The sequence below is a fragment of the Methylobacterium platani genome, from assembly GCF_001653715.1.
GTDB lineage: Bacteria > Pseudomonadota > Alphaproteobacteria > Rhizobiales > Beijerinckiaceae > Methylobacterium > Methylobacterium platani.
In genome coordinates this window covers 20,709-44,197 of the sequence record NZ_LWHQ01000072.1, presented here as the reverse complement: position 1 = coordinate 44,197, position 23,489 = coordinate 20,709, and the positions used below count along the sequence as shown (strand labels likewise).

General features: G+C 72.1%; 20 protein-coding genes. 10 read left to right on the top strand and 10 right to left on the bottom strand.

Annotation, left to right across the window (positions count from 1 at the left end):
* Positions 1-47 precede the first annotated feature (47 nt).
* The 3 genes from A5481_RS28160 to A5481_RS28150 all read right to left on the bottom strand — a co-directional run bounded on the left by A5481_RS28160 (position 48) and on the right by A5481_RS28150 (position 3,269).
* Positions 48-716 carry an LON peptidase substrate-binding domain-containing protein gene (locus A5481_RS28160; RefSeq protein ID WP_048435897.1) on the bottom strand — a complete coding sequence of 223 codons (669 nt, stop codon included), beginning with the start codon at positions 714-716 and terminating at the stop codon, positions 48-50.
* Positions 717-872: 156 nt separating this feature from the next.
* Positions 873-1,796: a thioredoxin gene (gene trxA / locus A5481_RS28155; RefSeq protein WP_048435896.1), complete on the bottom strand. Its 924-nt coding sequence runs from the start codon at positions 1,794-1,796 to the stop codon at positions 873-875.
* A 159-nt stretch (positions 1,797-1,955) separates the two neighbouring features.
* Positions 1,956-3,269 (bottom strand): MFS transporter, encoded by a 1,314-nt coding sequence (locus A5481_RS28150; RefSeq protein WP_048435895.1) that lies wholly within the window; start codon positions 3,267-3,269, stop codon positions 1,956-1,958.
* Positions 3,270-3,341: 72 nt separating this feature from the next.
* Here A5481_RS28150 and A5481_RS28145 point away from each other — a divergent pair, with 72 nt between their 5' ends.
* Positions 3,342-3,941, top strand: a complete 600-nt coding sequence (locus A5481_RS28145) for a TetR/AcrR family transcriptional regulator (protein ID WP_064504451.1) — start codon at positions 3,342-3,344, stop codon at positions 3,939-3,941.
* Positions 3,942-4,110: 169 nt separating this feature from the next.
* Complete coding sequence (locus A5481_RS28140; protein ID WP_064504450.1) at positions 4,111-4,989, top strand: CYTH domain-containing protein; 879 nt, start codon at positions 4,111-4,113, stop codon at positions 4,987-4,989.
* Between the two features lie 156 nt (positions 4,990-5,145).
* Here A5481_RS28140 and A5481_RS28135 read toward each other — a convergent pair whose 3' ends face one another.
* Positions 5,146-6,438: a lipase family protein gene (locus tag A5481_RS28135; protein ID WP_082984969.1), complete on the bottom strand. Its 1,293-nt coding sequence runs from the start codon at positions 6,436-6,438 to the stop codon at positions 5,146-5,148.
* A 584-nt stretch (positions 6,439-7,022) separates the two neighbouring features.
* Here A5481_RS28135 and dctA point away from each other — a divergent pair.
* From dctA to A5481_RS28120, 3 genes are read left to right on the top strand one after another with little or no spacing between them, the layout of a single operon-like run.
* Positions 7,023-8,369 carry a C4-dicarboxylate transporter DctA gene (gene dctA, locus A5481_RS28130; RefSeq protein ID WP_048436585.1) on the top strand — a complete coding sequence of 449 codons (1,347 nt, stop codon included), beginning with the start codon at positions 7,023-7,025 and terminating at the stop codon, positions 8,367-8,369.
* A 4-nt stretch (positions 8,370-8,373) separates the two neighbouring features.
* Positions 8,374-9,309: an ROK family protein gene (locus A5481_RS28125; RefSeq protein ID WP_048436586.1), complete on the top strand. Its 936-nt coding sequence runs from the start codon at positions 8,374-8,376 to the stop codon at positions 9,307-9,309.
* A gap of 52 nt (positions 9,310-9,361) precedes the next feature.
* Positions 9,362-9,850, top strand: coding sequence for an Lrp/AsnC family transcriptional regulator (locus A5481_RS28120; protein WP_048436587.1), 489 nt, complete (start codon positions 9,362-9,364; stop codon positions 9,848-9,850).
* Positions 9,851-10,092: 242 nt separating this feature from the next.
* On the opposite strand, the gene A5481_RS28115 is transcribed toward A5481_RS28120, so the two are convergent.
* Positions 10,093-11,880, bottom strand: a complete 1,788-nt coding sequence (locus tag A5481_RS28115; RefSeq protein WP_048436588.1) for a chloride channel protein — start codon at positions 11,878-11,880, stop codon at positions 10,093-10,095.
* Positions 11,881-11,959: 79 nt separating this feature from the next.
* On the opposite strand from A5481_RS28115, the gene A5481_RS28110 reads away from it, so the two are divergent.
* Positions 11,960-12,388, top strand: coding sequence for a MarR family winged helix-turn-helix transcriptional regulator (locus tag A5481_RS28110; RefSeq protein WP_048436589.1), 429 nt, complete (start codon positions 11,960-11,962; stop codon positions 12,386-12,388).
* Positions 12,389-12,396: 8 nt separating this feature from the next.
* On the opposite strand, the gene A5481_RS28105 is transcribed toward A5481_RS28110, so the two are convergent.
* Genes A5481_RS28105 through A5481_RS28090 form a run of 4 tightly spaced genes read right to left on the bottom strand, consistent with a single transcriptional unit; the run spans position 12,397 to position 17,104 of the window.
* Positions 12,397-12,804, bottom strand: a complete 408-nt coding sequence (locus tag A5481_RS28105; protein WP_048436590.1) for a DUF2000 domain-containing protein — start codon at positions 12,802-12,804, stop codon at positions 12,397-12,399.
* Between the two features lie 34 nt (positions 12,805-12,838).
* The gene (locus A5481_RS28100; protein ID WP_048436591.1) at positions 12,839-13,681 is read right to left on the bottom strand and encodes an AraC family ligand binding domain-containing protein; all 843 of its coding nucleotides are present in this window, start codon (positions 13,679-13,681) and stop codon (positions 12,839-12,841) included.
* A complete protein-coding gene (locus tag A5481_RS28095) occupies positions 13,678-14,340 on the bottom strand; it encodes a YoaK family protein (protein ID WP_048436592.1) in 663 nt (220 codons plus the stop codon). Before A5481_RS28095 ends, A5481_RS28100 begins: the two co-directional genes overlap by 4 nt.
* Before the next feature lie 13 nt (positions 14,341-14,353).
* Positions 14,354-17,104: a bifunctional acetate--CoA ligase family protein/GNAT family N-acetyltransferase gene (locus A5481_RS28090; protein ID WP_048436593.1), complete on the bottom strand. Its 2,751-nt coding sequence runs from the start codon at positions 17,102-17,104 to the stop codon at positions 14,354-14,356.
* A gap of 241 nt (positions 17,105-17,345) precedes the next feature.
* Between A5481_RS28090 and A5481_RS28085 the strand changes: the two genes are divergently transcribed.
* Both A5481_RS28085 and A5481_RS28080 read left to right on the top strand, forming a co-directional pair.
* The gene (locus A5481_RS28085; protein WP_048436594.1) at positions 17,346-17,675 is read left to right on the top strand and encodes a hypothetical protein; all 330 of its coding nucleotides are present in this window, start codon (positions 17,346-17,348) and stop codon (positions 17,673-17,675) included.
* 154 nt (positions 17,676-17,829) lie between these two features.
* Positions 17,830-18,732 (top strand): peptidylprolyl isomerase, encoded by a 903-nt coding sequence (locus tag A5481_RS28080; RefSeq protein WP_064504448.1) that lies wholly within the window; start codon positions 17,830-17,832, stop codon positions 18,730-18,732.
* 294 nt (positions 18,733-19,026) lie between these two features.
* Here A5481_RS28080 and A5481_RS28075 read toward each other — a convergent pair whose 3' ends face one another.
* The gene (locus A5481_RS28075; protein WP_048431652.1) at positions 19,027-20,946 is read right to left on the bottom strand and encodes a bifunctional sugar phosphate isomerase/epimerase/4-hydroxyphenylpyruvate dioxygenase family protein; all 1,920 of its coding nucleotides are present in this window, start codon (positions 20,944-20,946) and stop codon (positions 19,027-19,029) included.
* Between the two features lie 185 nt (positions 20,947-21,131).
* On the opposite strand from A5481_RS28075, the gene A5481_RS28070 reads away from it, so the two are divergent.
* Both A5481_RS28070 and A5481_RS28065 read left to right on the top strand, forming a co-directional pair.
* Positions 21,132-21,995, top strand: a complete 864-nt coding sequence (locus A5481_RS28070; RefSeq protein WP_048431651.1) for a shikimate dehydrogenase — start codon at positions 21,132-21,134, stop codon at positions 21,993-21,995.
* Between the two features lie 70 nt (positions 21,996-22,065).
* The gene (locus A5481_RS28065; protein ID WP_048431650.1) at positions 22,066-23,403 is read left to right on the top strand and encodes an MFS transporter; all 1,338 of its coding nucleotides are present in this window, start codon (positions 22,066-22,068) and stop codon (positions 23,401-23,403) included.
* Positions 23,404-23,489 lie beyond the last annotated feature (86 nt).

Genomic DNA, 23,489 nt, shown 5'->3' with positions numbered 1-23,489 from the left:
GGATCCTTCCGAAGTGGCGGTCGCGCCGCTTTACCCCAAAGCGCCGCCTATTGCAGCGTCGGCTCGCTGCCCGATCCCCGCACCAGCTCCATCTCGGTGACGGCGATCAGGACCTCGGCACGGGTCTTGAGGTCGGGGGCCTCCAGCATCGCCTGCTTCTCACGCGGGCCGAACGGGCTCATCATGCAGAGCGCGTTGACCAGCGCTTCGTTCGGCGCCTCCTCGATCCCGGCCCAGTCGACCTTGAGGTCGTTGGCGTCGACGAAGTCGCGAAGCGCCTTCAGCACTCCGGCACGGTCGACCGCGTCCTCGCCGGCCCGGGCGTGGAAATCGCTCTCGAAGGGGGCGAACGAGACCTTGCAGCGGCGGTAGCCGGTGGGGGTGGAGAGCTCCTCCTCGACGCGGAACCGGGCGATGCCGGTGAGCGAGATCAGGTAGCGCCCGTCGCCGGTCTCGGCGAACTGGGTGACCCGGCCGGCGCAGCCGACGCGGAAGAGCCGGGGCGACAGCGGCGTCTCGCCGGATTCGGAATCCGGCTGGATCATGCCGATCACCCGGTCGGTGCGGAGCGCATCGTCGACCATCGCGAGGTAGCGCGGCTCGAAGATGTTCAGCGGCATCTGGCCCCGCGGCAGCAGCAGAGCGCCGGGGAGCGGGAAGACCGGGATCACGACCGGGCAGTCGGCCGGGCCCTTGTAGGCGACGTTCATGCTCATCGGCGTCGCTCCCGCGCGGATCGGAGTTTGCCCCGGGCCCGCTCGTCTCGGGCCCGGGGTCGCAGATGACGTTCTAGGGCGCCGCCCTCCGCCGTGAATACCTGTCCGGCGTAATGCCGCGCGGGTGTGGACTTTGCGCGATGGGCCTTGCGCGCCTCAGGAGAACATCAGGGTCGACAGCTTGCGCCGGCCGCGGATGGTCATCGGGTCCATCGGCCCCCAGGCCTCGAACAGCTGCAGCAGCTGCTTGCGGGCGCCGTCGTCGTTCCAGGTCCGGTCGCGGCGGACGATCTCGATCAGCTGGTCGACCGCCTCCTGCTGATTGCCCTTGGCGTTGAGCCCGAGCGCGAGGTCGAACCGGGCCTGGTAATCGGCCGGGTCGGCGTCGATCCGCTGCTGCAGGCCGGCGAGGTCGCCGAGCGAGGCCGCCTGCTCGGCGAGCTCGATGGCCGCCCGCACCGCGGCGATCGCCGGGTCCTTGGCGGCCTCGGGCGGCGCCGAATCGAGGAACCGGCGGGCGCCCTCGAGGTCGTCGCGGTCGACGAGGAGGCGGGCCAGGGCCGCGATCGCGCCGGCATGGCCCGGCTCCTGGCCGAGCACCGCGGCGTAGATCTCGGCGGCGGCATCCGCGTCGCCCTCCTCGGCGACCGCTTGCGCCTCCGCCATCAGGTCCTCGACCGCGGTCGGGCCGAGGGGGCCGACCAGGCGCTCGATGAAGGCCTTGACCTGGCTCTCGGGCAGGGCGCCCATGAAGCCGTCGACCGGCTGGCCGCGCTGGAACGCGATCACCGCCGGGATCGACTGGATGCCGAGCTGGCCGGCGATCTGGGGATGCTCGTCGATGTTCATCTTGACGAGCTTCACCTTGCCGCCGGCATCCTTGACGGCCTTCTCGATGATCGGCGTGAGCTGCTTGCACGGCCCGCACCACGGCGCCCAGAAATCGACCAGCACCGGCTGCTGCATCGATTCCTGCATCACGTCCTGGCGGAAGGTCGTGGTGGTGGTGTCCTTGATCAGGACGCCCGCAGGAGTTTGGCCGGCAGGAGTTTGGCCGGCCGCGGGAGTGTCGGTGAGCATCGATGACCTCGGGAGAACGGCCTTCACGTCGCGGGCCTCACCGGCCCGCCGATCAGATGGGGTAGACCGGTCGCCCCGGCCAGGGCAAGGCGCGGAAAGCCTGAAAAAGCCCGAGGAAACAGGAGCCGGACGCGCCGCGGGCGCGCGTCCGGGGCGCCGTCACGCCGCCGCGGCCGCCGCCTGGCGCATCCGGCCGATCATCAGCGACATCAGCGCGGCCATCAGCGCGGTGAGGCCGGCGGCGAGGAACGCCTCGAGGTAGCGCCCCTCCGACGCCCGCACCAGGCCGGCCCCGAACGCGGCGGTGGCGGCCCCGAGCTGGTGGCCGGCGGCGATCCAGCCGAACACGATCGGGGCGTCGCGCTCGCCGAAGGCCTCGTTGGCGAGCCGCACCGTCGGCGGCACCGTGGCGATCCAGTCGAGGCCGTAGAACACCGCGAAGATCGACAGGCTGTAGAACGAGAAGTCGGTGAAGGGCAGGGCCATCAGCGACAGGCCGCGCAGGCCGTAATAGACGAAGAGCAGCTTGCGCGGGTCGTAGCGGTCGGTGAGCCACCCCGAGCCGGTGGTGCCGATGAGGTCGAACACGCCCATCAGCGCGAGGAGCCCGGCCGCCCGCACCTCCGGGATGCCCTGGTCGGCGCAGAACGAGATCAGGTGGGTGCCCACGAGCCCGTTGGTGGTGAGGCCGCAGATGAAGAACGTGCCGAACAGAAGCCAGAAATCGCCCTTGGCGCTCGCCCGCACCAGCCCGTCGATCGCGGCGCGGAACGGGTTGGCGCGCCGCGGCGGCTCGGAGGCGGTGCCGGGGGCCGCGCCGTAGGGAGTGAGGCCGATATCGGAGGGCCGCTCCGGCAGGAGCCAGGCGACGAGCGGGATCAGGGCCGCGACGGCGCAGGCGACGGTGAGCACCACCGGCCGCCAGCCGCCGGCTTGCGCGATCGCCGCGAGGCCGGGCAGGAAGATCAGCGTGCCGGTGGCGGTGCTGGCGGTGAGGAGCCCCATGAACAGGCCGCGCCGCACCGCGAACCAGCGGTTCACCACCGTGGCGCCGAGCACGATGGCGACGCAGCCGCTGCCGAGACCCGAGAGCACGCCCCAGGTGGCGACGAGGTGCCAGGGCTCGCTCATCAGGGCGCTCAAGGCCGTCGAGGCCGCCATCAGGGCGAGCGCGCAGAGGAGCGTGCGGCGGATGCCGAAGCTCTGCATCAGGGCCGCGGCGAAGGGGCCGACGAGCCCGTACAGGAAGATGCCGAGCCCGGCGGAGAACGAGGTCGTGGAGCGGCTCCAGCCGAAGGCCTGCTCGAGCGGCAGGATCAGCACGCCCGGCGAGGCCCGCAGGCCCGCGGCCGCCAGCAGGCACAGGAAGATCACGCCGACGACCACGAAGGCGTAATTCTGGCCGAAGGGCCGCGGCCTCGGCGCGGCGGGTGTGGGGGAGGCGAGGCCCCGCGGCGTCACGGTCGAACTCATGCTGGGACATCCTCCCCGAATCGTGCTAGGACGTTACGTACCGGTCAGTAACATCGTCAAGGGGTCGAGCGGATGGCGGATGGGCGCGACGGCCGGGAGGCCGGCAGGGAACCGGCCCGGGCCGGCGACCGGATCCGGGCGGCGGCCCGCGAGCTGTTCTACAGCCGCGGCATCCGCGGCGTCGGCGTCGACGAGATCGTCGCCCGGGCGGGGGTGACGAAGCCGAGCCTCTATCGCGGCTTCGCCTCGAAGGACGCGCTCGTCGTCGCCTGCCTGGCGGATTACGATGCCGGCCTGCGCGCCCGGCTCGACGAGGCGATGGACGCTCATCCGGGCGATCCGCGGGCCGGCCTCGTCGCGTTCCTCGCCGGCATTGCCGAGCGCAGCGCCCGGCCGGGCTTTCGCGGCTGCGGCCTCAGCAACGCCGCGGTCGAGTATCCGGAGGCGGGCCATCCGGTGCGCGAGGCGGTGCGCGACGGCAAGGGGGCCTTGCGGGCACGCCTCGCCGAGGTCGCCGGCACGATCGGCGTCGCGGCGCCGGAGCGCCTCGCCGACGCCCTGCTGCTCCTCGTCGAGGGAGCCTTCGCCTGCGGGCAGATCTTCGGGGCCGAGGGGCCGAACCGCGCGCTCGCCGCCGCCGCCGAGGCGCTGATCGACGCGAACCTGGCCTGACGCCGCAGGGGCGTCCCCGGCCGATAGAAATCGGTCAATAAACCGGGACTCGGCGCCAGCACGGTCTTGATTCCGTCGCCTTGATCGGTCGATACGCGAGAGTTGACGCCGATCGCGGCCCATCGCCTGTCAGCAGGCTCTTGGCCGCGACCCCCGTGGAGTTGAGCGTATGACCCTCGTACGACGTTTCCAGGTTGCGCCGGCGCTGGTCCGCCTGATCCGCAAGGAGCGCGGCTCCTCCCGCATCACCGAAGGTTACTTCCCGCCCCAGTCCGGCCGGACCTCGTTCGTGCGGGTCGACGGCGGCCAGTGCCATCTCGTCCTCGTCACCTCCGACAACGGCGCCGCGAGCGAGGAGCGCACCGAGGTGCCGCGCGCCCACGGCGACGCGCTGCTCGACGTCTGCGCCGGCCGCGCCGCCTACGACCGGACCCAGGTGGCCCTGGGCAACGGCCGCGACGCCGTGATCGACCGCTACGTCGCCCCCGGCACCGTCGACGTCGTCTCGGTGGTGTTCGACACCCCCGACGAGGCCGGCGGCTTCCCGGTCCCGCCGTGGTTCGGCCCCGAGGTCAGCACCGACCCGGCCTACGAGGGCCGCAGCATCGCGCTCCAGGGCGTGCCGCAGCCCGGCGAGATCGGCCTGTCCAACGCCGCCCTCGATGCCGTGCTCGACCTGATCGAGCCGCGCTACGGCTTCGGCCGCTACGCCGCGCCGAGCCGCAACGGCGACGAGGGCGGCGTGGTCAACGCGCTGCGCCGCATCGCGACGCCGCAGCCCGAGCCGACGCCGCCCCCGCCGCCGGAGCCCGAGCCGGTCCAGGCCCACGAGCCCGCGCCGCCGCCCCCGGCCGAGGCCGCCCCCGAGCCGGCCCCGCCGGCTCCGGCGCCGGAGGCTCACCCGGATACCCGCATCGACGACGTGATCGAGAGCCTGTCCCAGGCGCTGGGCGCCGCGGTGCCGGGCGGCGAGGCCGCCCGCGACGACGGCACGCCCGCCTTCGAGCGCTGGACGGTGCGCCCGCGCCGTACCCAGCCGACGCCTTGACGCGAGCGCGGGGGGGCGCGGCGTCTCCCCGCTGCGTCCCGATCGTCCGCGTGCCGGGGCGGCAATCCCGCGATGGCGACGCCGGCCGCCTCCCGCCGCCACGCCTCGACGGAGACGCGGCGCCGGGAGGCGCATCGTGCCGGGTGGAGCGGCGGGTTATTCGGCTGCGGCGAGCGGGGCCGGCTCCTCGGCTCCTGCCCCGAGCATGAACAACTTCAAGAAAAACAGGATGAGTTCATCCTTGGTCTCCGCGCTGACGCCAGGGACAAAAGGGGTTTCGATTGCCGGGAGCGTGTTCTCGCCGAAGATCGCGCTCATGTAGGCCAGGCCGTGCTGGTAGAGGGCCTGTCCGACGAAGTCGCGCGGGTGGACCGGCGGGACGGCGAGCGCGATCGGCTTCTCGGTGGCCGTGCCCGGGATCGCCGTGACGGCGTGGCCCGGTATGCTCGCGCCCTCGACCGGCGTGTAGGCGACGTTCGATTCCGTCGACCACGTGACGAGGCGCTTCGACAGCGCGCCGACGAGGTCCGGCGTCGGCGTGCCGCCCGGGGTGCCGACCGGCGTGTTGCCGTAGATGCCGTTCATGTTGCGGAGCGTGCGGATCGTCGGGTCGGCGGCCGCGAGGCTCCAGGCCTGCGGGACGACGTCGAGCGTGTTCCAGATGTCGACGTTCCAGGATTGCCACGGTGCGCCGTCCGCGACGTCGACCCGGGGCAGCGCGTCCTTGAAGCCCTGCGCGAAGGCGTCGTTCCCGGGCGAGGCGCCGGCCGTGGGATAGACGTAGAGCGTCGGGATCCCCGGCGCCGCCTTGCTCTGCTTGAGGTAGAGGCCGAGCCCCGCCGAGAGGGCGCCGCCGAGGCTGTGGCCGGTGACGACCAGCACGTCGGCGCTGACGGTGGCGAGGTACTGCGCCAGGGTCTGCTTCCGGATCGGGTCGACCATCGCCAGCAGGGTGCAGAGGCCGGTCGCGGTGCCGAGGGAGATGTAGGGCCGGCCCGCCTCGGGCGTCGATACGGTCTCGGACGGCGAGGCGACGAAGCCGGTCCAGGACACGACGTTCGTGATCGCCGCGCCCTTGTCGCCGGCAAGGCCGTCCTCGTGCGTCCAGTCGAAGGCCGACATCGCCGCGGTGCCGGCGATGGCCACGACATAGGTGTCCGTCGTCGATCCGTCCGGGGCGGTGGCGCTGTTGCGCAGGACCATCATCCCGTTGTCCGACACGTTCGAGTGCGGAGCCTGGTAGATCACCGGTCCCCACGCCACCGACCACTCGCCGAGCAGGGACGTGACGCCCGCATCCGGCTTCGACCCGTTGTAGGAGACAAAGCTCGCGATGCGCTTTTCCAGCTGCTGGAGCAGATCCGCCTTCGATCCCCTCATCTTGACGAGATAGTTCGAGAGCATGGATAGCGCAAAGACTTGCTGATGGATGCTGTAAGGCGTTGTCATGTCAAAAATCCTGCGTATGACGCAGCGTGAATTAACACTGCGTGGTCGGTTCTTCTACTTGTGATGGCGATGTTTTATGGTCTTGACAGTAAATATAACTTAGAGTTCAAAGACATATCAAAAATATATTTTATCGTCTGGAAATTCCCGCTTCCTTAAGGGACGATCGCCGCCGCTTCGCCGCCGGTTCCCGCCGGCGCGAGGCACCACCGGTGCGCGCCTTGCCGGACCGGGACGGCGCGGTGCTTCGACGCCGCACGGTTGAACGCGCCCGGGTAATCCGTCAGACCGTTGACGCGGCCTCGCCCGCGCGGCATGCCACGCTCCACAGGCCACGTTCCGTTCGGCCCGCGGCCGGCAGCCTCGGTCCGGATGCCGGACGAGCAGGCCTGGTCGGCCCCGGGGCCCGGGTTCTCGACCTGGACCGTGTTTTCGACTTGGAACGTGTTTTCGACTTGGAACGACCGGTCCGGACTTCCTACACTGTCCGGGCCGCGGCCGGTTCCACACGACAATCACGCGGCGAGGGCCGCACCGCGACGGCCGAACGACACGGCGGCCGGCAGCGTGGGGAGAGAACGATCATGCAGCACGCCACGCCGTCCGCGACGGCCCCGGGCTCGTCGCAGCCCTGGTACAAGGTCCTCTACATCCAGGTTCTGATCGCCATCGCGCTCGGCGTGCTGCTCGGCTACGTGGCGCCCGACACCGCCAAGGCGATGAAGTGGCTCGGCGACGCCTTCATCGCGCTGATCAAGATGATGATCGCCCCGATCATCTTCTGCACCATCGTGCACGGCATCGCCTCGATCGGCGACCTGAAGAAGGTCGGCCGCGTCGGCCTCAAGGCGCTGGTCTACTTCGAGGTGGTGTCCTCGCTCGCCCTCGTCATCGGCGTCATCGTCGGCGAGATCGTGCGGCCGGGCGCCGGGTTCGGCGCGACGGCGGAGCAGCTCGACGCCAAGGCGGTGGCCGGCTACGTCAGCAAGGCGCAGGCCGACTCGACGATCGCCCACATCATGGCGATCATCCCCAAGAGCTACTTCGACGCCTTCGCGGGCGGCGACCTGCTGCAGATCCTGCTGATCGCGGTGCTGACCGGCGTCGTCATCACGGGCCTGGGCGAGCGCGGCAAGCCGGCGATCCACGCCATCGAGGCGGCGGGCGAGATCTTCTTCCGCATCATCGGCATGATCGTGAAGCTCGCGCCGCTCGGCGCCTTCGGCGCCATGGCCTACACGATCGGCCAGTACGGCATCGGCAAGCTCGGCAACCTCGCCGGCCTCGTCGCCACCTTCTACCTCACCAGCCTGCTCTTCGTGCTGGTGGTGCTCGGGCTGATCGCCCGTTTCTCCGGCTTTTCGATCCTGAAGTTCCTGCTCTACATCAAGGACGAGCTCCTGATCGTGCTCGGCACCTCCTCGTCCGAGACGGTGCTGCCGCACATGATGCAGAAGATGAAGCGCCTCGGCGCCTCGGATTCGGTGGTCGGCCTCGTCATCCCGACCGGCTACTCGTTCAACCTCGACGGCACCAACATCTACATGACGCTGGCGACGCTGTTCCTGGCGCAGGCCGTCGGGGCGGATCTCAGCTTCGGGCAGTACGCCACCATCATCGCGGTCGCGATGCTGACCTCGAAGGGAGCATCCGGCGTCACCGGCGCCGGCTTCATCACGCTCGCCGCCACCCTCGCGGCGATCCCCGGCAACCCGGTCCCCGTCGCCGCGATGGCGCTGATCCTCGGCATCGACAAGTTCATGTCGGAGTGCCGGGCGCTCACCAACCTCGTCGGCAACGGCGTCGCCTGCGTGGTGGTGAGCCGCTGGGAGGGCGAGCTCGATCCGGTCAAGCTGCGCGAGGTGATGGCCAACCCCGTCGCCATCGGCACCGAGATCGCCGACGAGAAGCCGGTCCCGGTCGCGCCCTGAGACGATGAGCAGCCCCCGGCCCGGCCTGCGCCTCGGCATCGATCTCGGCGGCACCAAGATCGCCGGGATCGCCCTCGACGCCTCCGGCCGGGTGCGGGCCGAGCGGCGGATCGCGACGCCGCGCGGCGACTACGACGCCTCGCTCCGGGCCATCGCGGCCCTCGTCGCCTTCCTGGAGCGCGAGGCCGGCGGCCCCGGGACGGTCGGCGTGGGCATTCCCGGCGCGCTGGTGCCGGAGACCGGCCGGGTCAAGAACGCCAACTCGACCTGGCTCAACGGCCGGCCCCTCGGCGACGACCTCGCGACGGTCCTCGCCCGCCCGGTGCGGCTCGAGAACGACGCCAACTGCCTCGCCGTCTCGGAGGCCGTCGACGGGGCGGGGCAGGGGGCGGCACTGGTCTGGGCGGTCATCCTCGGCACCGGCGTGGGATCGGGCATCGCGCTCGCGGGCCGGGCCCTGTCCGGGCGCCAGCGCATCGCCGGGGAATGGGGCCACAACCCGCTGCCCGGCCCCCGCGACGACGAGCGCCCGGGCCCGGCCTGCTATTGCGGCCGGCACGGCTGCCTCGAGACCTGGCTCTCCGGGCCGGGATTGGCCGCCGACCACGCCCGGCGCACCGACCGGGCGATGACCGGCGAGGCGATCGTCGCGGCGATGCGCGCCGGCGACGCGGCGGCGCGAGGAACCTTCGCGGCCTGGCTCGACCGGCTCGGGCGCGGCATCGCGGGCGTCGTCAACCTCCTCGACCCGGACGCGATCGTGCTCGGCGGCGGCCTCTCGACGATCCCCGAGATCTACGACGCCCTGCCGGCGCGGGTCGCCCCGCACGTCTTCGGCGGCGGCTTCGACACCCCGATCCGGCCGAGCCGCCACGGCGACGCCTCGGGGGTGCGCGGGGCGGCGTGGCTGTGGAACGATTCGGATGCGTCTGCCGCGTGAGGCGTGATAGACGGTCGTTCCGACCGCGTTTCACCCTGCGAGAGGCAAGAACGTGCCGGCCAGACCCGTCGACCTCGACCCGGCCTCGATCCGCATCCTCGAACACCTGCAGCAGGACAGCGAGGTCGGCATCGGCGACCTCGCCGAGGCGGTCGGCCTCTCGACCTCGCCGTGCTGGCGCCGGGTCGCGGACCTCAAGGCCCGGGGCATCATCCGGCGCTGCGTCGCGGTCGCCGACCCGCAGGCGCTCGGCCTCCACGTCAACGTCTTCGTCCACGTCTCGCTGGAGAAGCAGACCCAGGCCGCCCTCCAGGCCTTCTCGGACGCCATCCGCTCCCGTCCGGAGGTGATGGAGTGCTACCTGATGAGCGGCGAGGCCGATTACCTGCTGCGCGTCGTGGTCGAGGATCTCTCCGAGTACCAGCGCCTGATCGTCGATCATCTCACCCGGATCCCCGGCGTGGCGAAGATCCGCTCGAGCTTCGCGCTCGACCAGGTGAAATATACGACCGCGTTGCCGCTGGATCATTTGAAAGAATAGGCTGTGGTCCCGGTCCCAGCCGCATGCCGGGTATCGTTTCATCGAAAATCGACCAGCGCATCATAGTCGGCCCGAGCGGCTGCCCCCAGTCGATCTGTCACCCATGCCGACATCTCACGACGTCATCCCGGGCTCCGCTGCGCGGCCTCGGGGTTGACGTCGAGGGTTTCAATCCCGTCTGCCAACCCGAACAGTCTCGCGGGACGAGGTCGCGGGCGGGACGCAAGAGGGGGAAGCGCCGCTCAGGCGCTCCGCACCGCCTTCGCCCCCCGGGCGAAATAGGCCTGCCGCTCGGCCTCGGCGCGGCCGAACGCCGCCCGCACCTGCAGCAGGTCCTTGCGGGTCAGGAGCCCGACCAGCGCCCCGCTCGCCGGATCGACGACCGGCAGCCGGCCCTGGCCGGTCGCGAGCATCAGGTCGATGGCGTGCGCGGTGACGTCGTCCGGGTGGACCAGCGCCAGGGCGGCGTCCGAGACCCGCTCGTCGAGCCGTTCGTCCGCATGTCCGCCCTCGGTCGTCCACAAGAGCGCATCGGCCCGCGAGACGAGGCCGACGGGCCGGCCGGCACGATCGACGACCGGGTAGATCCGGTGCCGGCCCGTCGCCATCGCCGCCACCGCCGCCGGCACCGCCATGTCGGCGGGCAGGGTGTCGACGGCGCGGACCATCACGTCCTTGACGCGGGTGAACTCGTGCGGGTCGATGCCGTATTCGCGGGTGACGTGCTGGCCGCGCCGGGCGATCTTCTCCGTGAGGATCGAGCGCTTGAGCAGCAGCACCGTCACCGCGTAGGCCGCCGCCGAGGCGGCCAGCAGCCCGGGCAGCGCGTGCAGGTCCCCGGTCAGCTCGACGGCGAACAGCGCCCCGGTGAGCGGGGCCCGCATCGTGCCGCCCAGCATCGCCGCCATGCCGAGCAGCGCCCAGAAACCCGGCGCCCCCGGCATGAGCGTGCCGACGAGCCAGCCCATCGCCCCGCCGAGGATCAGCAGCGGCGCGAGCACGCCGCCCGAGGTGCCCGAGGACAGGGCGACGAGCCAGATCGCGGCCTTCACGGCGAGGATCAGCAGCACCGCCTTGAGCGCGAGGTGGCCGCCGAGCAGGTCGGCGATGACGTCGTAGCCGACGCCGAGGGCCCTCGGCTCGATCAGCCCGCCGAGGCCCACGGCGAGGCCGCCGAGCGCCGGCCACCACATCCAGTGGATCGGCAGGCGCTCGAAGGCGTCCTCGCAGGCGTAGAGCAGGGTGGTGAGCACCCCCGACAGGAGCCCGGCGGCGATGCCGACGCCGATGCAGGCGACGAGCCCCCACCACGGCAGCGCCGGATCGACCGCGACGGGAAACAGCGGGCCCGCGCCGAACAGGGCCGGCCGCAGGGCCGTCGCGGTGACCGCCGCGGCGGCGACGGGGATGAAGCTGCGCGGGCGCCACTCGAACAGCAGCAACTCGACCGCGAGCAGCACGGCGGCGACCGGCGTGCCGAAGATCGCCGTCATGCCGGCGCTCGCGCCGGCGACCAGCAGCGTCTTCCGCTCGGCGGCGCTCATGTGGAAGAACTGGGCGAAGAGCGAGCCGAGGGCGCCCCCCGTCATGATGATCGGCCCCTCGGCGCCGAACGGGCCGCCGGTCCCGATCGAGATCGCCGACGAGATCGGTTTCAGCACCGCGACCTTCGGCGACATGCGGCTGCCGCCGATCAGGATCGCCTCGATCGCCTCCGGGATGCCGTGGCCCCGGATCTTCTCCGAGCCGAACCGCGCCATCAGCCCGATGACGAGCCCGCCGAGCGGAGGCAGGCAGACCATCCACAGCGACGGCTTCGCCTGGGCCAGGGAGGCGATGCCGGCATCGAGCCGCCCGAACCAGGCGAGGTTGGTGACGAGCGCGATCAGGGCGAGAAGGCCCCAGGCGGCGACGGTGCCGGCGATGCCGATCGCCACCGCCATCGCGACGAGGACGAGGAGGCGGCGATCGGCGCGGAAATCGGCCAGGGCGCGGCGCCCCGGGGGCGCGGCGTGGTGCGGAACGGACATGCGGGACGGCTCGGATTCAGGTGGCTACGCCGCCCGATATATATCGTAATACGATACATTAAAACAGGACGAAGGGCCGATGAGCGAGGAAACCGGAGAGGGGCTGTCGCGGGAGGAATACGCGGCGATCGCGGCGTTCCGGCTGGAGCTGCGGCGCTTCCTCGCCTTCAGCGAGGCGGCGGCCGGGAAGGTCGGGCTGCCGGCCCAGCAGCATCAGGCGCTGCTCGCGATCGCCGGCCATGACGGGCCGCCGACCGTCGGGTTCGTGGCCGAGCAGCTGCTGATCGCGCCGCAGACCGCGGCCGAGCTCGTCTCGCGCATGGTCGAGGCGGGGCTCCTGACCAAGGCCGCCGCGGCCCGGGACCGCCGCCGGGTCGCCCTGACGCCGACGCCGAAGGCCGAGGCGCTGCTGGCGCGGCTGACCGCGGCGCATCTCGAGGAGTTGCGGACGCTGGAGCCGGCCCTGACGAAGGCGCTCGGCCGCATGCGGCGGCGGGGCGAGGGATGAGGGGATCCTCAGGGGTGCAGCGAGGCCCCCTTCGTCGCCTTGTCGACGTCCTTCCTCGGGCCGTGGAGGGCGAGGCCGACGAGGTCGGGCGCGTCGGCGGGCTCGGCGCGGAAGACGTCGCGGTTGGCGGCGTCGTGCCCGGTCTCGAACATCGCCCGGACATAGGCGCTGCGGGTGAGGTCGCGCTGGATCGCCTGCTGCCAGGCGCGCTGCAGCACCTCGGCGGAGGCCGCGAAGATCAGCATCGGCTGGCCGAGCAGGCGCGCGTGCCGTCGCCCGGCCGCGTCGAGGTAGGGCTCGCCCATGGCGTCGGGCACGGCGCCGGCGATGCCGGTCGCCAGGAAGGCGGTGACGTTGAGCTTCTGCCACACGGCCAGGTCCTCGCGGACCAGGATCGCCACCTTGGTGTCGAACATCGGGGTCTCTCCCTGCGGATGATCGACCGCAGGGCTAGCCGAGCGCGAGGACGCCGTCTGGAACGTTCGTGCGCCCGGACCGATAGGCCGCCGGGGTGAGGCCGTAGGCGCGGCGGAACCACCGGCCGAGATGGCTCTGATCGGCGAATCCGGCGGCGAGCGCGGCGTCCGCCGGCGGGCTTCCGGCGCGCAGCAGCGCCCTTGCCCGGGCCAGCCGCAGCTCGACCAGGCAGGCATGCGGCGAGGTGCCGAAGCGCCGGCGGAAGGCCCGGGCGAGCCGGAACCGGTCGGCGGCGCCGGCGGCGCGGGCGAGATCGTCGAGGCCGAGGCTCGTCGCGGCGTGCGCGCGCAGGAACGCCATCGCGCGCTCGGCGACGGCCGGGTCGTCGTCGGGCGGCGGCCGGAGGGGCGCGGCGCCGAGATGGCGGCGCAGGCGCAGGGACAGCGCGTCGAGGGCCGCGTCGGTCGCGAGCGGCGAAGACGCCTCGAACACGGCGCGGCAGGCCCCGAGGATCGCACTCCCGAGGGCGCGGTCGTCGGCGAGGGTGCGGCGAAAGCCGATTCCCGCGTCGCTGCCGCCCATCTCGCGGCGCAGCCAGCCCTGCGGCAGGTACAGCATGCTGTAGCGGAAGCCCGCCTCGCGCAGGGCCTGCCCGTCATGGCGCTCGCCGGGCTCGATCAGGATCACCCGCCCGGCGGTGCTCTGCCGGCGCGCGCCGCGGCAGTAGAAATCCTGGACGCCCTCGTGCGTCACCCCGACCAGCCATTCGTCGTGGTGGTGCATGTCGTAGGCGTGGCCGAGGAAGCGCGCCGTCACCGCCTCGATGCCGCTCGCCGGCTCGCGCCGGAGGTGGAGGAAGTCGCGGGGGGCCGTCACGCCGTCGCCCCCGCCCGCGCCGCCCGCCCGACCGCCAGCGCGAGCACCAGCCCGACCCCGACGACCGGCACCACCAGCGCTTCGAGCCCGTGCGCGCGGTATGCCAGCCCCCCGGCCACCGCCCCGCCGACCAGCGCCAGCCAGGTGCAGGCATCCGGCACCCAGCCGAAGGCCGGGCCGATCCGCGTCGCGGCCTGCGCCAGGGTGTGGCTAAGGCTGTAGAGCGTGCCGGTGACGAAGGTGACGCCGGGGCGGAAGCCCGCGCTCCGGCGCAACGCCGCGTTCTGCGCCCCCATGGCGGCTGCGAGCAGAGGGGCGGCCGGTCCCTGGACCGAGGGGCTCAGCACCGTCGAGAGCGCCGCGACGAGGAGCCCCGCCTCGAGGCCGAGCACCGCGGCCGGCCCCCAGCGCCCGGGCACCTGCAGCGAGACGAGGCTGCCGCAGAACCCCCCGGCCAGGAAGGCGACGAACAGCAGCCCGATCGTCCAGGCGACCGGGTGGCCCGGCTGCGACAGCGAGACCGCGAACTGGGTCGAGTTGCCGCTCATGAACGAGGTGTAGAGCCCGTCGAGCCGCAGGAAGCCGACGGCGTCGACGTAGCCCGCGGCGGCGGTGAGCAGCAGGCCGCCGGCGATGTCGAGGGGATGGGTGTCGCGCATGCGGCGGCGGGTCTCACGATTCGGGCGCGGCACTCTCCTCCGTCAGCGCGCGCCGCACCAGCATCAGGTCGGGATCGGACGGGTCGGTCTTCACCGAAAAGCCGAGCTTGCGGCACATCGCCAGCATGGTGGTGTTCTCGCGCAGCACCTGGCCCTCGACGTGGCTCAAGCCCTCGGCCTTCGCCCAGTCGAGCATCAACCCCATCAGCGACCAGCCGAGGCCGAGCCCCTTGAGGTCGGAGCGGACCAGGATCGCGTATTCGCCGGTCTCGTGGTTGGCGTCGGCGTGGAGCCGCACCGCCCCCATCATCGTGCCGTTCGCCTCCTCGAGCGCCACGAAGGCGATGGCGCGGGCGTAGTCGAGCTGGGTGAGCCGCGCCAGGAAGGCGTGGCTGAAGTCGCGCACCGGCGCGAAGAAGCGCAGGCGCAGGTCCTCGGCGCTGACCCGGGCGAAGAACGCCTCGAACAGCCCCTCGTCCTCCGCCCGCACCGGCCGCACCAGGATCCCCTGGCCGTCGAGGGCGATGCGGCGCTCCCAGGCGCGCGGATAGGGCCGCACGGCGAAGCGCGCGTGGCTCGGGCCGGCCCCGGCGTCGCGCCGCCGCTCCGGCGGCAGGGGCGCCACGGCGGCGCGGGCGTCGAGCGCGATGACGCCGGTCGCGTCGGCGATGAGCGGGTTGATGTCGAGCTCGCGCAGCTCCGGCAGGTCGGCGGCGAGCTGGCCGAGCTTGACCAGCACCAGGGCGACCGCCGCCTCGTCGGCCGCCGCCACGTCGCGATAGGCCTTGAGCCGGCGCGACACCCGGGTCCGCCCGACGAGGTCGGCGGCGAGCCGCCGGTCGAGGGGCGGCAGCGCCAGCGCCCGGTCGTCGATCACCTCGACGGCGGTGCCGCCGCGGCCGAACACCACCACCGGGCCGAAGACCGGGTCGTCGACGAGGCCGGCGATCAGCTCGCGCCCTTGCGTCCGCCGCAGCATCGCCTGGACGACAAGACCGGTGACCCGGGCCCCGGGCCGCTCCCGCGCCAGGCGGGCGAGCATCTCGGAGGCCGCCTCCCGCACCGCCGCCTCGCTGGTCAGCCCGAGCCGCACGCCGCCGACGTCGGACTTGTGGACCACGTCCGGCGAGGCGAGCTTGAGCGCCACGGTGCCGCCCGCCGCGATAATCGGCCAGGCGGCCTCCGCCGCCGCATCGGCGTCGGGCGCCAGGGTCACCGGCTGGGCCGGGATGCCGTAGGCGGCGAGGAGGCCGGCCATCTCGCGCGGGTCGAGCCAGGTCCGCCCCTCGGCGAGCACGCGATCGACGATCGCCCGGGCCGCGCCGGCATCCGGCACGAGGTCGTCGGGCAGCACCGCCGGGGTGGTGGTGAGGTCGTCCTGCGCCTCGCGGTAGCGCACGAGGTGAGTGAAGCCCTCGACCGCGTCGGCGTCGGTGGCGAAGCGCGGGATGCCGGCCTCGCGCAGGACCTCGCCGGCGGCCTCGTCGCCGACGGTGACGGCGAAGACCGGGCGGGCCCGGAACGTCCCCTTCCGGCCCCGCTTCACCGCCTCGACGATCTCGGTCGCGACGGCGCTGCCGCCCGAGAGGGCGGTCGGCACGTTGATGACGAGGACCGCGTCGTTGTCGCGGTCGGCGATCAGCGCCTCGAGCGCCGCGGCGTAGCGCGGCCCGTCGGCATCGGCGCCGATATCGACCGGGTTGCGCCAGGCCGCCGCGGCGGTGCCCGGCACGGCCGCGGCGAGCCGCGCCCGGGTCTCGCCCGAGAGCCCCGCCAGGGAGCCGCCGAGATCGATCAGCCGGTCGACCGCGATCGCCCCGACGCCGCGGCCGTTGGCGAGGATCGCCAGGCGCCGGCCCGGGAAGGGGCGCTGGCGCCCGAGCGTCTCGACCGCCGAGAACATCTCGTCGAGGTCCTGCACCCGCAGCAGGCCCGCCCGCCGGAAGGCCGCGTCGTAGACCGCGTCGCTGCGCGCCAGCAATCCCGTATGGGTGCGGCCCGCGGGCGGGCGCCCCTCGGGCGCCGGCGCCGCCTCGTGCCGGCCTGAGCGCAGGACGACGACGGGCTTCGCCCGCGCCGCGGCCCGCGCCGCCGACATGAATTTCGGCGCGTCGGCGACGGTGCCGATCGACAGCAGGATCGCCCGCGTGCGGATGTCGGCGGCGAAGTGGTCGAGGCAGTCGGCGATGTCGACGTCGAGGGCGTTGCCGAGGGAGACGATGCCCGAGAAGCCGGTGCCGCGCGCCTGCGCCCAGGCGACGATGCCGGCCGCCACGGTGCGCGATTGCGAGATCAGCGCGAGGTCGCCGGGGAGCGGCGCCCGGGCGAGCAGGCTGGCGTTGAGGGCGGCGCCCGGCACCGCCAGCCCCATGCTGTCGGGACCGACGAGGCGCAGGGAATGGCGCCGCGCCGCCATGCGGGCCGCCTCGGCCAGCGAATCCGGCCCGCTGCCGAGGCCGGTGGTGATGACGACCGCCGCGCCGCACCCCCGGCGGCCGGCCGCCGCCACCACCTCCGGCACCGTCTCGGGCGGCGTGACGATCACCACGAGGTCGGCGGGCTCGGGCAGGTCGGCGAGGTCGGCGAAGGCCTGCACGCCGTCGACGCTGTCATGGCGGGGGTTCACCGGCCAGATCGGCCCCTGGAAGCCCGACTCGCGCAGGTTGCGCAGGATCGCGGCGCCGAATGCGTTCGGCCGCGCGCTCGCGCCCACCAGCGCCACGGAGCGGGGACTGAGGAGCCTGTCGAAGCGGTAGGTGCTCATAGGAGTCTCTTCGGGCGCGCGCGGGGATTGCTCCGACGGCAGGATCCGCCTCGCAGGTAGGGCGGCGGTCCCGGGAGGTCACGCCAGGCGCGGCGGGATGATCTGAAGTACTAACAATCCATTGTGCAATGCAACATAATTCTATTGCGTTGCAGCACAATCGATGGTTAGTTTCCGGTTCCCGGCGAATCCCGGCTTTCCGGACGCGCGTCTCGCGCCGGACAGAACCCCTGGACCACCGATGCGTCTCCTCTCCTGCCTCGCTGCCCTCGGCCTCGTCCTCGCGACCGCGGCGGGCGCCTCCGAGCTGAACCCGCGCCAGGCCCACAGCCTCGATCTCGGCCCGGTGCGCGGCTCGGCCTACTACACCGTCGAGGAGGACGGCCTGCGCGTCGTCGCCACCCTGGCGCCGGCGGACGCCGGCGCCGCGACGCCCTTGCGGGTCGTCACCACGCTGGCCTCCGGCCAGGTCGTCAGCTTCTCGGTGCCCGGCACCCAGGACGGCGCCGCCGCCTCCGTCGCCTTCGCCCGCCGCGGCAACCGGGTCGAGGTCGCCTCGACCGGCTTCTGAGCGATCGCGCCGCATCCCGCGGATCACGGATTCGCGGGGTGCCGCCGGGACCCTGCCGCCGCGCCGCGCGAGGCGCTTGTCTTGTCGGCCGATCTTTGCCACCTGTCCGCCGGTCTTAACCCCGACCTCGCGCACGGGCCCCAAGGATCACGCCATGCCGACCCTCTCCCCCCTCTGGCGCAACGGCGCGCTCGCCCTCGGGCTCCTTCTGCCCGGCTCGGCGCTGGCCCAGGCCCCCGCCGCCGCACCCGCCGCCACCCCGGCTCCCGCCGCCCCATCGCCCGACACGGTCGTCGCCAAGGTGAACGGCGCCCCGATCACCGCCGGCGACCTCGCGGTGGCGGCCGACGATCCGGCCCTGTCGCTGCCCGGCGTCGACGAGGCACAGAAGAAGGGCCTCCTCGTCGACTACATGGTCGACCTGAAGATCGGCGCGCAAGCCGCCGAGAAGGCGAAGATCGCCGACAACCCGGACTTCGCCCGCAAGCTCGCCTATTTCCGCGACAAGCTCCTCCTCGACGAGTACCTGGAGCGCGAGGCCAAGAAGGCGGTGACGCCGCAGGCCGAGCGGGCGCTCTACGACGAGACCGTCAAGGCGATGAAGCCCGAGGAGGAGGTTCACGCCCGCCACATCCTCGTCGACAACGAGGCCGAGGCCAAGAAGATCGCCGCGCGCCTGAAGGCCGGCGAGGACTTCGCCAAGGTCGCGGCCGAGACATCGAAGGATCCCGGCTCGAAGGCCGAGGGCGGCGATCTCGGCTGGTTCACCAAGGAGCGGATGGTCGCGCCCTTCGCCGACGCGGCGTTCAAGATGGAGGCCGGCAAGATCTCCGACCCGGTCAAGACGCAGTTCGGCTGGCACGTCATCAAGGTCGAGGAGAAGCGCACCAAGCCGGTGCCGAGCTTCGACGAGATGAAGGAGCAGGTCGAGGCCTACCTGACCCGCAAGACGCAGCAGGACCTCATCACCAAGCTGCGCGAGGGCGCCAAGATCGAGAAGACCGCGGCGGCGCCGGCGGCTCCGGCAACGGCCCCGAAGGCGGACGAGAAGAAGTAAGGATCGGCCTCGGCAGACAGCGAAAAGCCCCCGGAGGCCGTGCTTCCGGGGGCTTTTTTCTGCTTGGAGACCGGTCGATCCGCCCACGCCCTTTCCCGGACGACTGGAACGAAGTGGAAGGAGATCCGGGATCCAGGAGATATGTGCCGCGAAGCGGCTCCGAATGCTGCACCGTTGCAGACAAGCGGGCGCTTCGCGGCTTCTCGTGCTGGTTCCCGGATCTCCTTCCGCTATCGCTCCAGTCGTCCGGGAAAGGGGGAGGGGAGCAGGGGGGCCGGCCTGCCCCCGGCCTTCCTACCGCAGCACCTGCGACAGGTTCGGCCCCCGCAAAGCCGCGAGCGCCGCCATCCGCACCGGGGCGTTCGGCGCGCCGTAGAGGTCGTAGCCGCCCTTGCGCTGCACGATCTCGAAGTAGAACCGCTCCTCGAACGGCGTCGTGTAGAACTGCAGGAACTCGCCGTCGCCGACGCGGTCGTAGAGGATGCTCAAGGACTGCATCCGCGCGATGGTGGCGTCGTCGAGGCCGAAGCGGGCGGCCACGTCGTCGTAGTAGTTGGCCGGGATCGGCAGCAGCGTCGCGCCGGCGGCCTTCAGGCGCTCGGCCGCCGCGAAGATGTCGTCGGTGGCAAGCGCGATGTGGTGGACGCCCGCGCCCGCGAAGCTCGTCACCAGGCGGGCGGTGGCGGTGTTGCGGCTCTCCGAGATGTTGAGCGGCAGCCGCATGGTCCGCTCGGCATTCGACATCGCCTTGCTGCGCACCAGACCGTAGGGGTCGGGCAGCACCACCACGTCCTCCGGCTCGAGGCCGAGCACCGCGCGGTAGAACAGCACCCAGGAATCGAGCTGGCCCTCGGGCAGGGCCTGGGCGACGTGGTCGACCCGGGTGAGAAGGCCCGCCGGCTCCGCGCCCTCGTCCATCACGAAGTCGCGCTCGAAATCGGCCCCGGTCTGCGGGTCGGTGAGGATGATCAGGCTGCCGTCCGGCGCGCGGATCGACGGGAAGGCGTTCTCGTCCGGGCCGATCCGGCCGCCGAAGCGGGCGGCGCCGTAGGACTCGGCCCGGCCCAGGGCCGCGAGCGCGTCGTCGGTGGCGATCGCTTGCGCGCAGACCGAGGGGCCGTGCATCAGGAAGTAGGACGAGGCGAAGGAATCCGGCTCGCGGTTGAGCACGATGCGGATCTCGCCCTGGCCGTACAGCGTCACCGCCTTGCTGCGGTGCGACCCCAAGCGGACGAAGCCGAGCTGGCCGAGGAGACGCGCGAGCGCGCCCTCGCAGCGCTCGTCCACCGCGACCTCGATGAAGCGGTGGCCGGTGATGGCCGGCGGCAGCGGCGGATCGAACAGCTCGACCCGGCGGCGGGGCCGCCTGGCGGGGGAGGGCGCGAGCGCCGCCGCCTCGTCGGTGCGGCGCACCTTCTCCTCCAGGAAGAGCAGCGAGCGGTGTCCGTCGGCGGCGGTCTGGCGCGGGGGGGCGGCCCGCATGTCGTCGTTGAAGATCTCGAGCGAGATCGTGCCGGTATAGCCGCAGGCCAGCACCGCCTGGAGGAAGCCCGGCACGTCGAGGTCGCCCTGGCCCGGCAGGCAGCGGAAGTGGCGGCTCAGGGTCAGCGGGTTCATGCCGATGCGCGGCGCATCGGCGAGCTGGACGAAGAACACCCGCTGGCCCGGCAGGTTCGCGATGCCCGACCAGTCGTCGGGGAGGGCCAGGGTGTGGAAGCTGTCGAGAATCAGGCCGAGATGCGGGTGGTTCGCCCGCTCGACGATGCCCCAGGCCCGGTCGAAGGTGCGCACCTTGGTGCCCCAGGACAGGGCCTCGTAGCCGATCTTGAGGCCGCGCTTCGCCGCCCGCTCGGCGAGCTGGTAGAGCTGGTCGGCCATCCGGGAATCGTCGTCCGAGACCTCGGTGCCGACGTTGGAGCAGACCAGGATCAGCGGCGCGCCGAGCTCCTCCATCAGGTCGAACTTGCGCTCGGCCCGGTCGAGGTTGCGCTTGAGCTGCTCGTCCGACACGCCCTCGAAATCCCGGAAGGGCTGGAACAGGTCGATCGACAGGCCGAGGTCGGAGGCGTAGCGGCGCACGTCGCGGGCGGCGCCGGTGTGGAACAGGAGGTCGTTCTCGAAGATCTCGACGCCGTCGAACCGCGCCGCCGCGATCGCCTCCAGCTTCTCGATCAGCGTGCCGCTCAACGACACCGTAGCGATCGCCTTCCTCATCGCGCCTTCTCCCGTCCGTTCGTCCCGGCCCTCCATCGCAAACGGGGCCGGCTCCGTCGAGCCCGGAGCGACGACCGCGTGGCCTGCCGCTTTTCCGGGTTGACATGAACGTACTGGTTCGTACATTTGAATTCAAGCGCGTCGCAATCGCGCCATCCGAGGAACGCTGTCGAGAGGAGCCCGCCATGGGCGCTGCCCCCACCTCCGTCCTGGCCGGCCTGATCGGCAACGGCATCCAGGCCTCCCGCACCCCGGCGATGCATGAGCACGAGGGCGATGCGCAGGGCCTGCGGCTCCTCTACCAGAAGATCGACCTCGAGAAGCTCGGTCTCGGTGCCGAGGCCCTGCCCGAGCTCCTCACCGCCGCCGAGCGGATGGGATTCTCCGGCCTCAACATCACCCATCCGTGCAAGCAGGCGGTGCTCGCCCATCTCGACGAGCTGTCGCCCGACGCGGCGGCCCTCGGCGCGGTCAATACCGTGGTGCTGCGCGAGGCTAAGCGCGTCGGCCACAACACCGACTGGTGGGGCTTCGCCGAGGCGTTCCGGCGCGGCCTGCCGGACGTGGCGCTGAATCGCGTCGTCCAGCTCGGGGCGGGCGGCGCCGGCGCGGCGGTGGCCCACGCGCTGCTCACCCTCGGGGTGCGCGACCTCGTCCTCAACGACATCGATCCGGCCCGGGCCGCCGCTGTCGCGGCCTCGCTCTGCGAGCGCTTCGGCGCCGGCCGGGCGCGGGCCTGCACCGACCTCGCCGCCGAGGTGGCGGCGGCGGACGGCCTCGTCCACTGCACCCCGACCGGCATGGACAAGTATCCGGGCCTGCCGCTGCCGGCGGAATACCTCCACCCGGGGCTCTTCGTCGCCGAGATCGTCTACTTCCCGCTCGAGACCGCGCTCCTGCGCGAGGCGCGGCGGATCGGCTGCCGCACCCTCGACGGCGGCGGCATGGCGGTGTTCCAGGCCGTCGAGGCGTTCCGCCTCATCACCGGCCTGACCCCGGACCCGGAGCGGATGCTCCGCCACTTCGCCGAGCTCGGCCGGACCGCCTGAGCTTCACCCGACCCGAACAATGCGGCCCGAGCCAACGGGCCCGTCTTCTCCCTCCCACAGGAAACGCCCGATGACCTCCTCCGTCTTCCCGGCGGCCGCGACCGCTGCCGTCGAGCCCGATTCCGTGAAAAGCCCGAGGAAGGCCGCGCTCGCGAGCTGGATCGGCAGCGCGGTCGAGTACTACGACTTCTTCATCTACGGCACCGCCGCGGCGCTGATCTTCCCGAAGCTGTTCTTCTCGCCCGACAACCCGCAGGCGGCGGCGATCGCTTCCTTCGCGACCTTCGGCGTCGCCTACATCACCCGGCCCCTCGGCGCGGTGGCGCTCGGCCATATCGGCGACCGCTTCGGCCGCAAGAAGGTGCTGACCTTCACGCTGCTCCTGATGGGCCTCTCGACCTTCATGATCGGCTGCCTGCCGACCTACGACCAGCTCGGCATCCTGTCGCCGATCCTGCTCGTCGTCGCCCGGCTGCTCCAGGGCATCTCGGCCGCCGGCGAGCAGGCCGGCGCCAACTCGATGACGCTGGAGCACGCCCCCGCCCACAAGCGCGCCTTCTTCACCAGCTTCACCTTGAGCGGCACCCAGGCCGGGCTGATCCTCGCCACGCTGGTCTTCCTGCCGGTCACGCAGCTGCCCGAGGCGCAGATGCTGTCCTGGGGCTGGCGCATCCCGTTCTTCCTCAGCGCGCTCGTCGTCGCGGTCGGCTTCTGGGTCCGCCGCACCCTGCCGGAGACCCCCGTCTTCGAGAAGGAGCAGCAGGCGCACACCCTCGAGAAGGAGGGCCTGCCGGTCGCGGTGCTGTTCCGCAAGCAGTGGGACGACGTGCTGCGGGTGATCTTCGCCGCGCTGGTCTCGGTGGTGAGCACGATCTTCAGCGTCTTCACCCTGTCCTACGCCGTCAACACGATGAAGATCGACCGGTCGATGATGCTGACCGTGCTGATCCTGGCCAACATCGTGGCCCTCGGCGCGATCCCGGCCTTCGCGGCGCTGGCCGACCGGATCGGCCGCCGCCCGGTCTTCATCTTCGGCGCGCTCGGCTCCGCCGCGCTGATCTGGCCCTACATGTGGGCGATCAGCCAGGGCAACGTAGCCCTGATCTTCGTCTTCGGCATCCTGCTCTCGGGCGTGGTCTACAGCGCCGCCAACGGTGTGTGGCCGTCGCTCTACGGCGAGATGTTCGACACCAAGGTCCGGCTGTCGGGCATGGCGATCGGCACCCAGATCGGCTTCGCGCTCGGCGGCTTCGCCCCCGTGATCAGCGCCGCCCTCCTCGGCACCGGCCCGACCGGCTGGGTCCCGGTCGCCGCCTTCGTCACCGCCACGGCGGCGATCGCCGCGGTGTCGATCTTCACCGCGCGGGAGACCTACCGCACGCCGATGGAGCAGCTGGGCAAGCGCTGACGGATCGCGCGGCACGAGAACCAACGACGTCGTCGTAACATCAGTGGGTCGTGGGATCCCCTCTCCCACACGGGAGAGGGGGATGC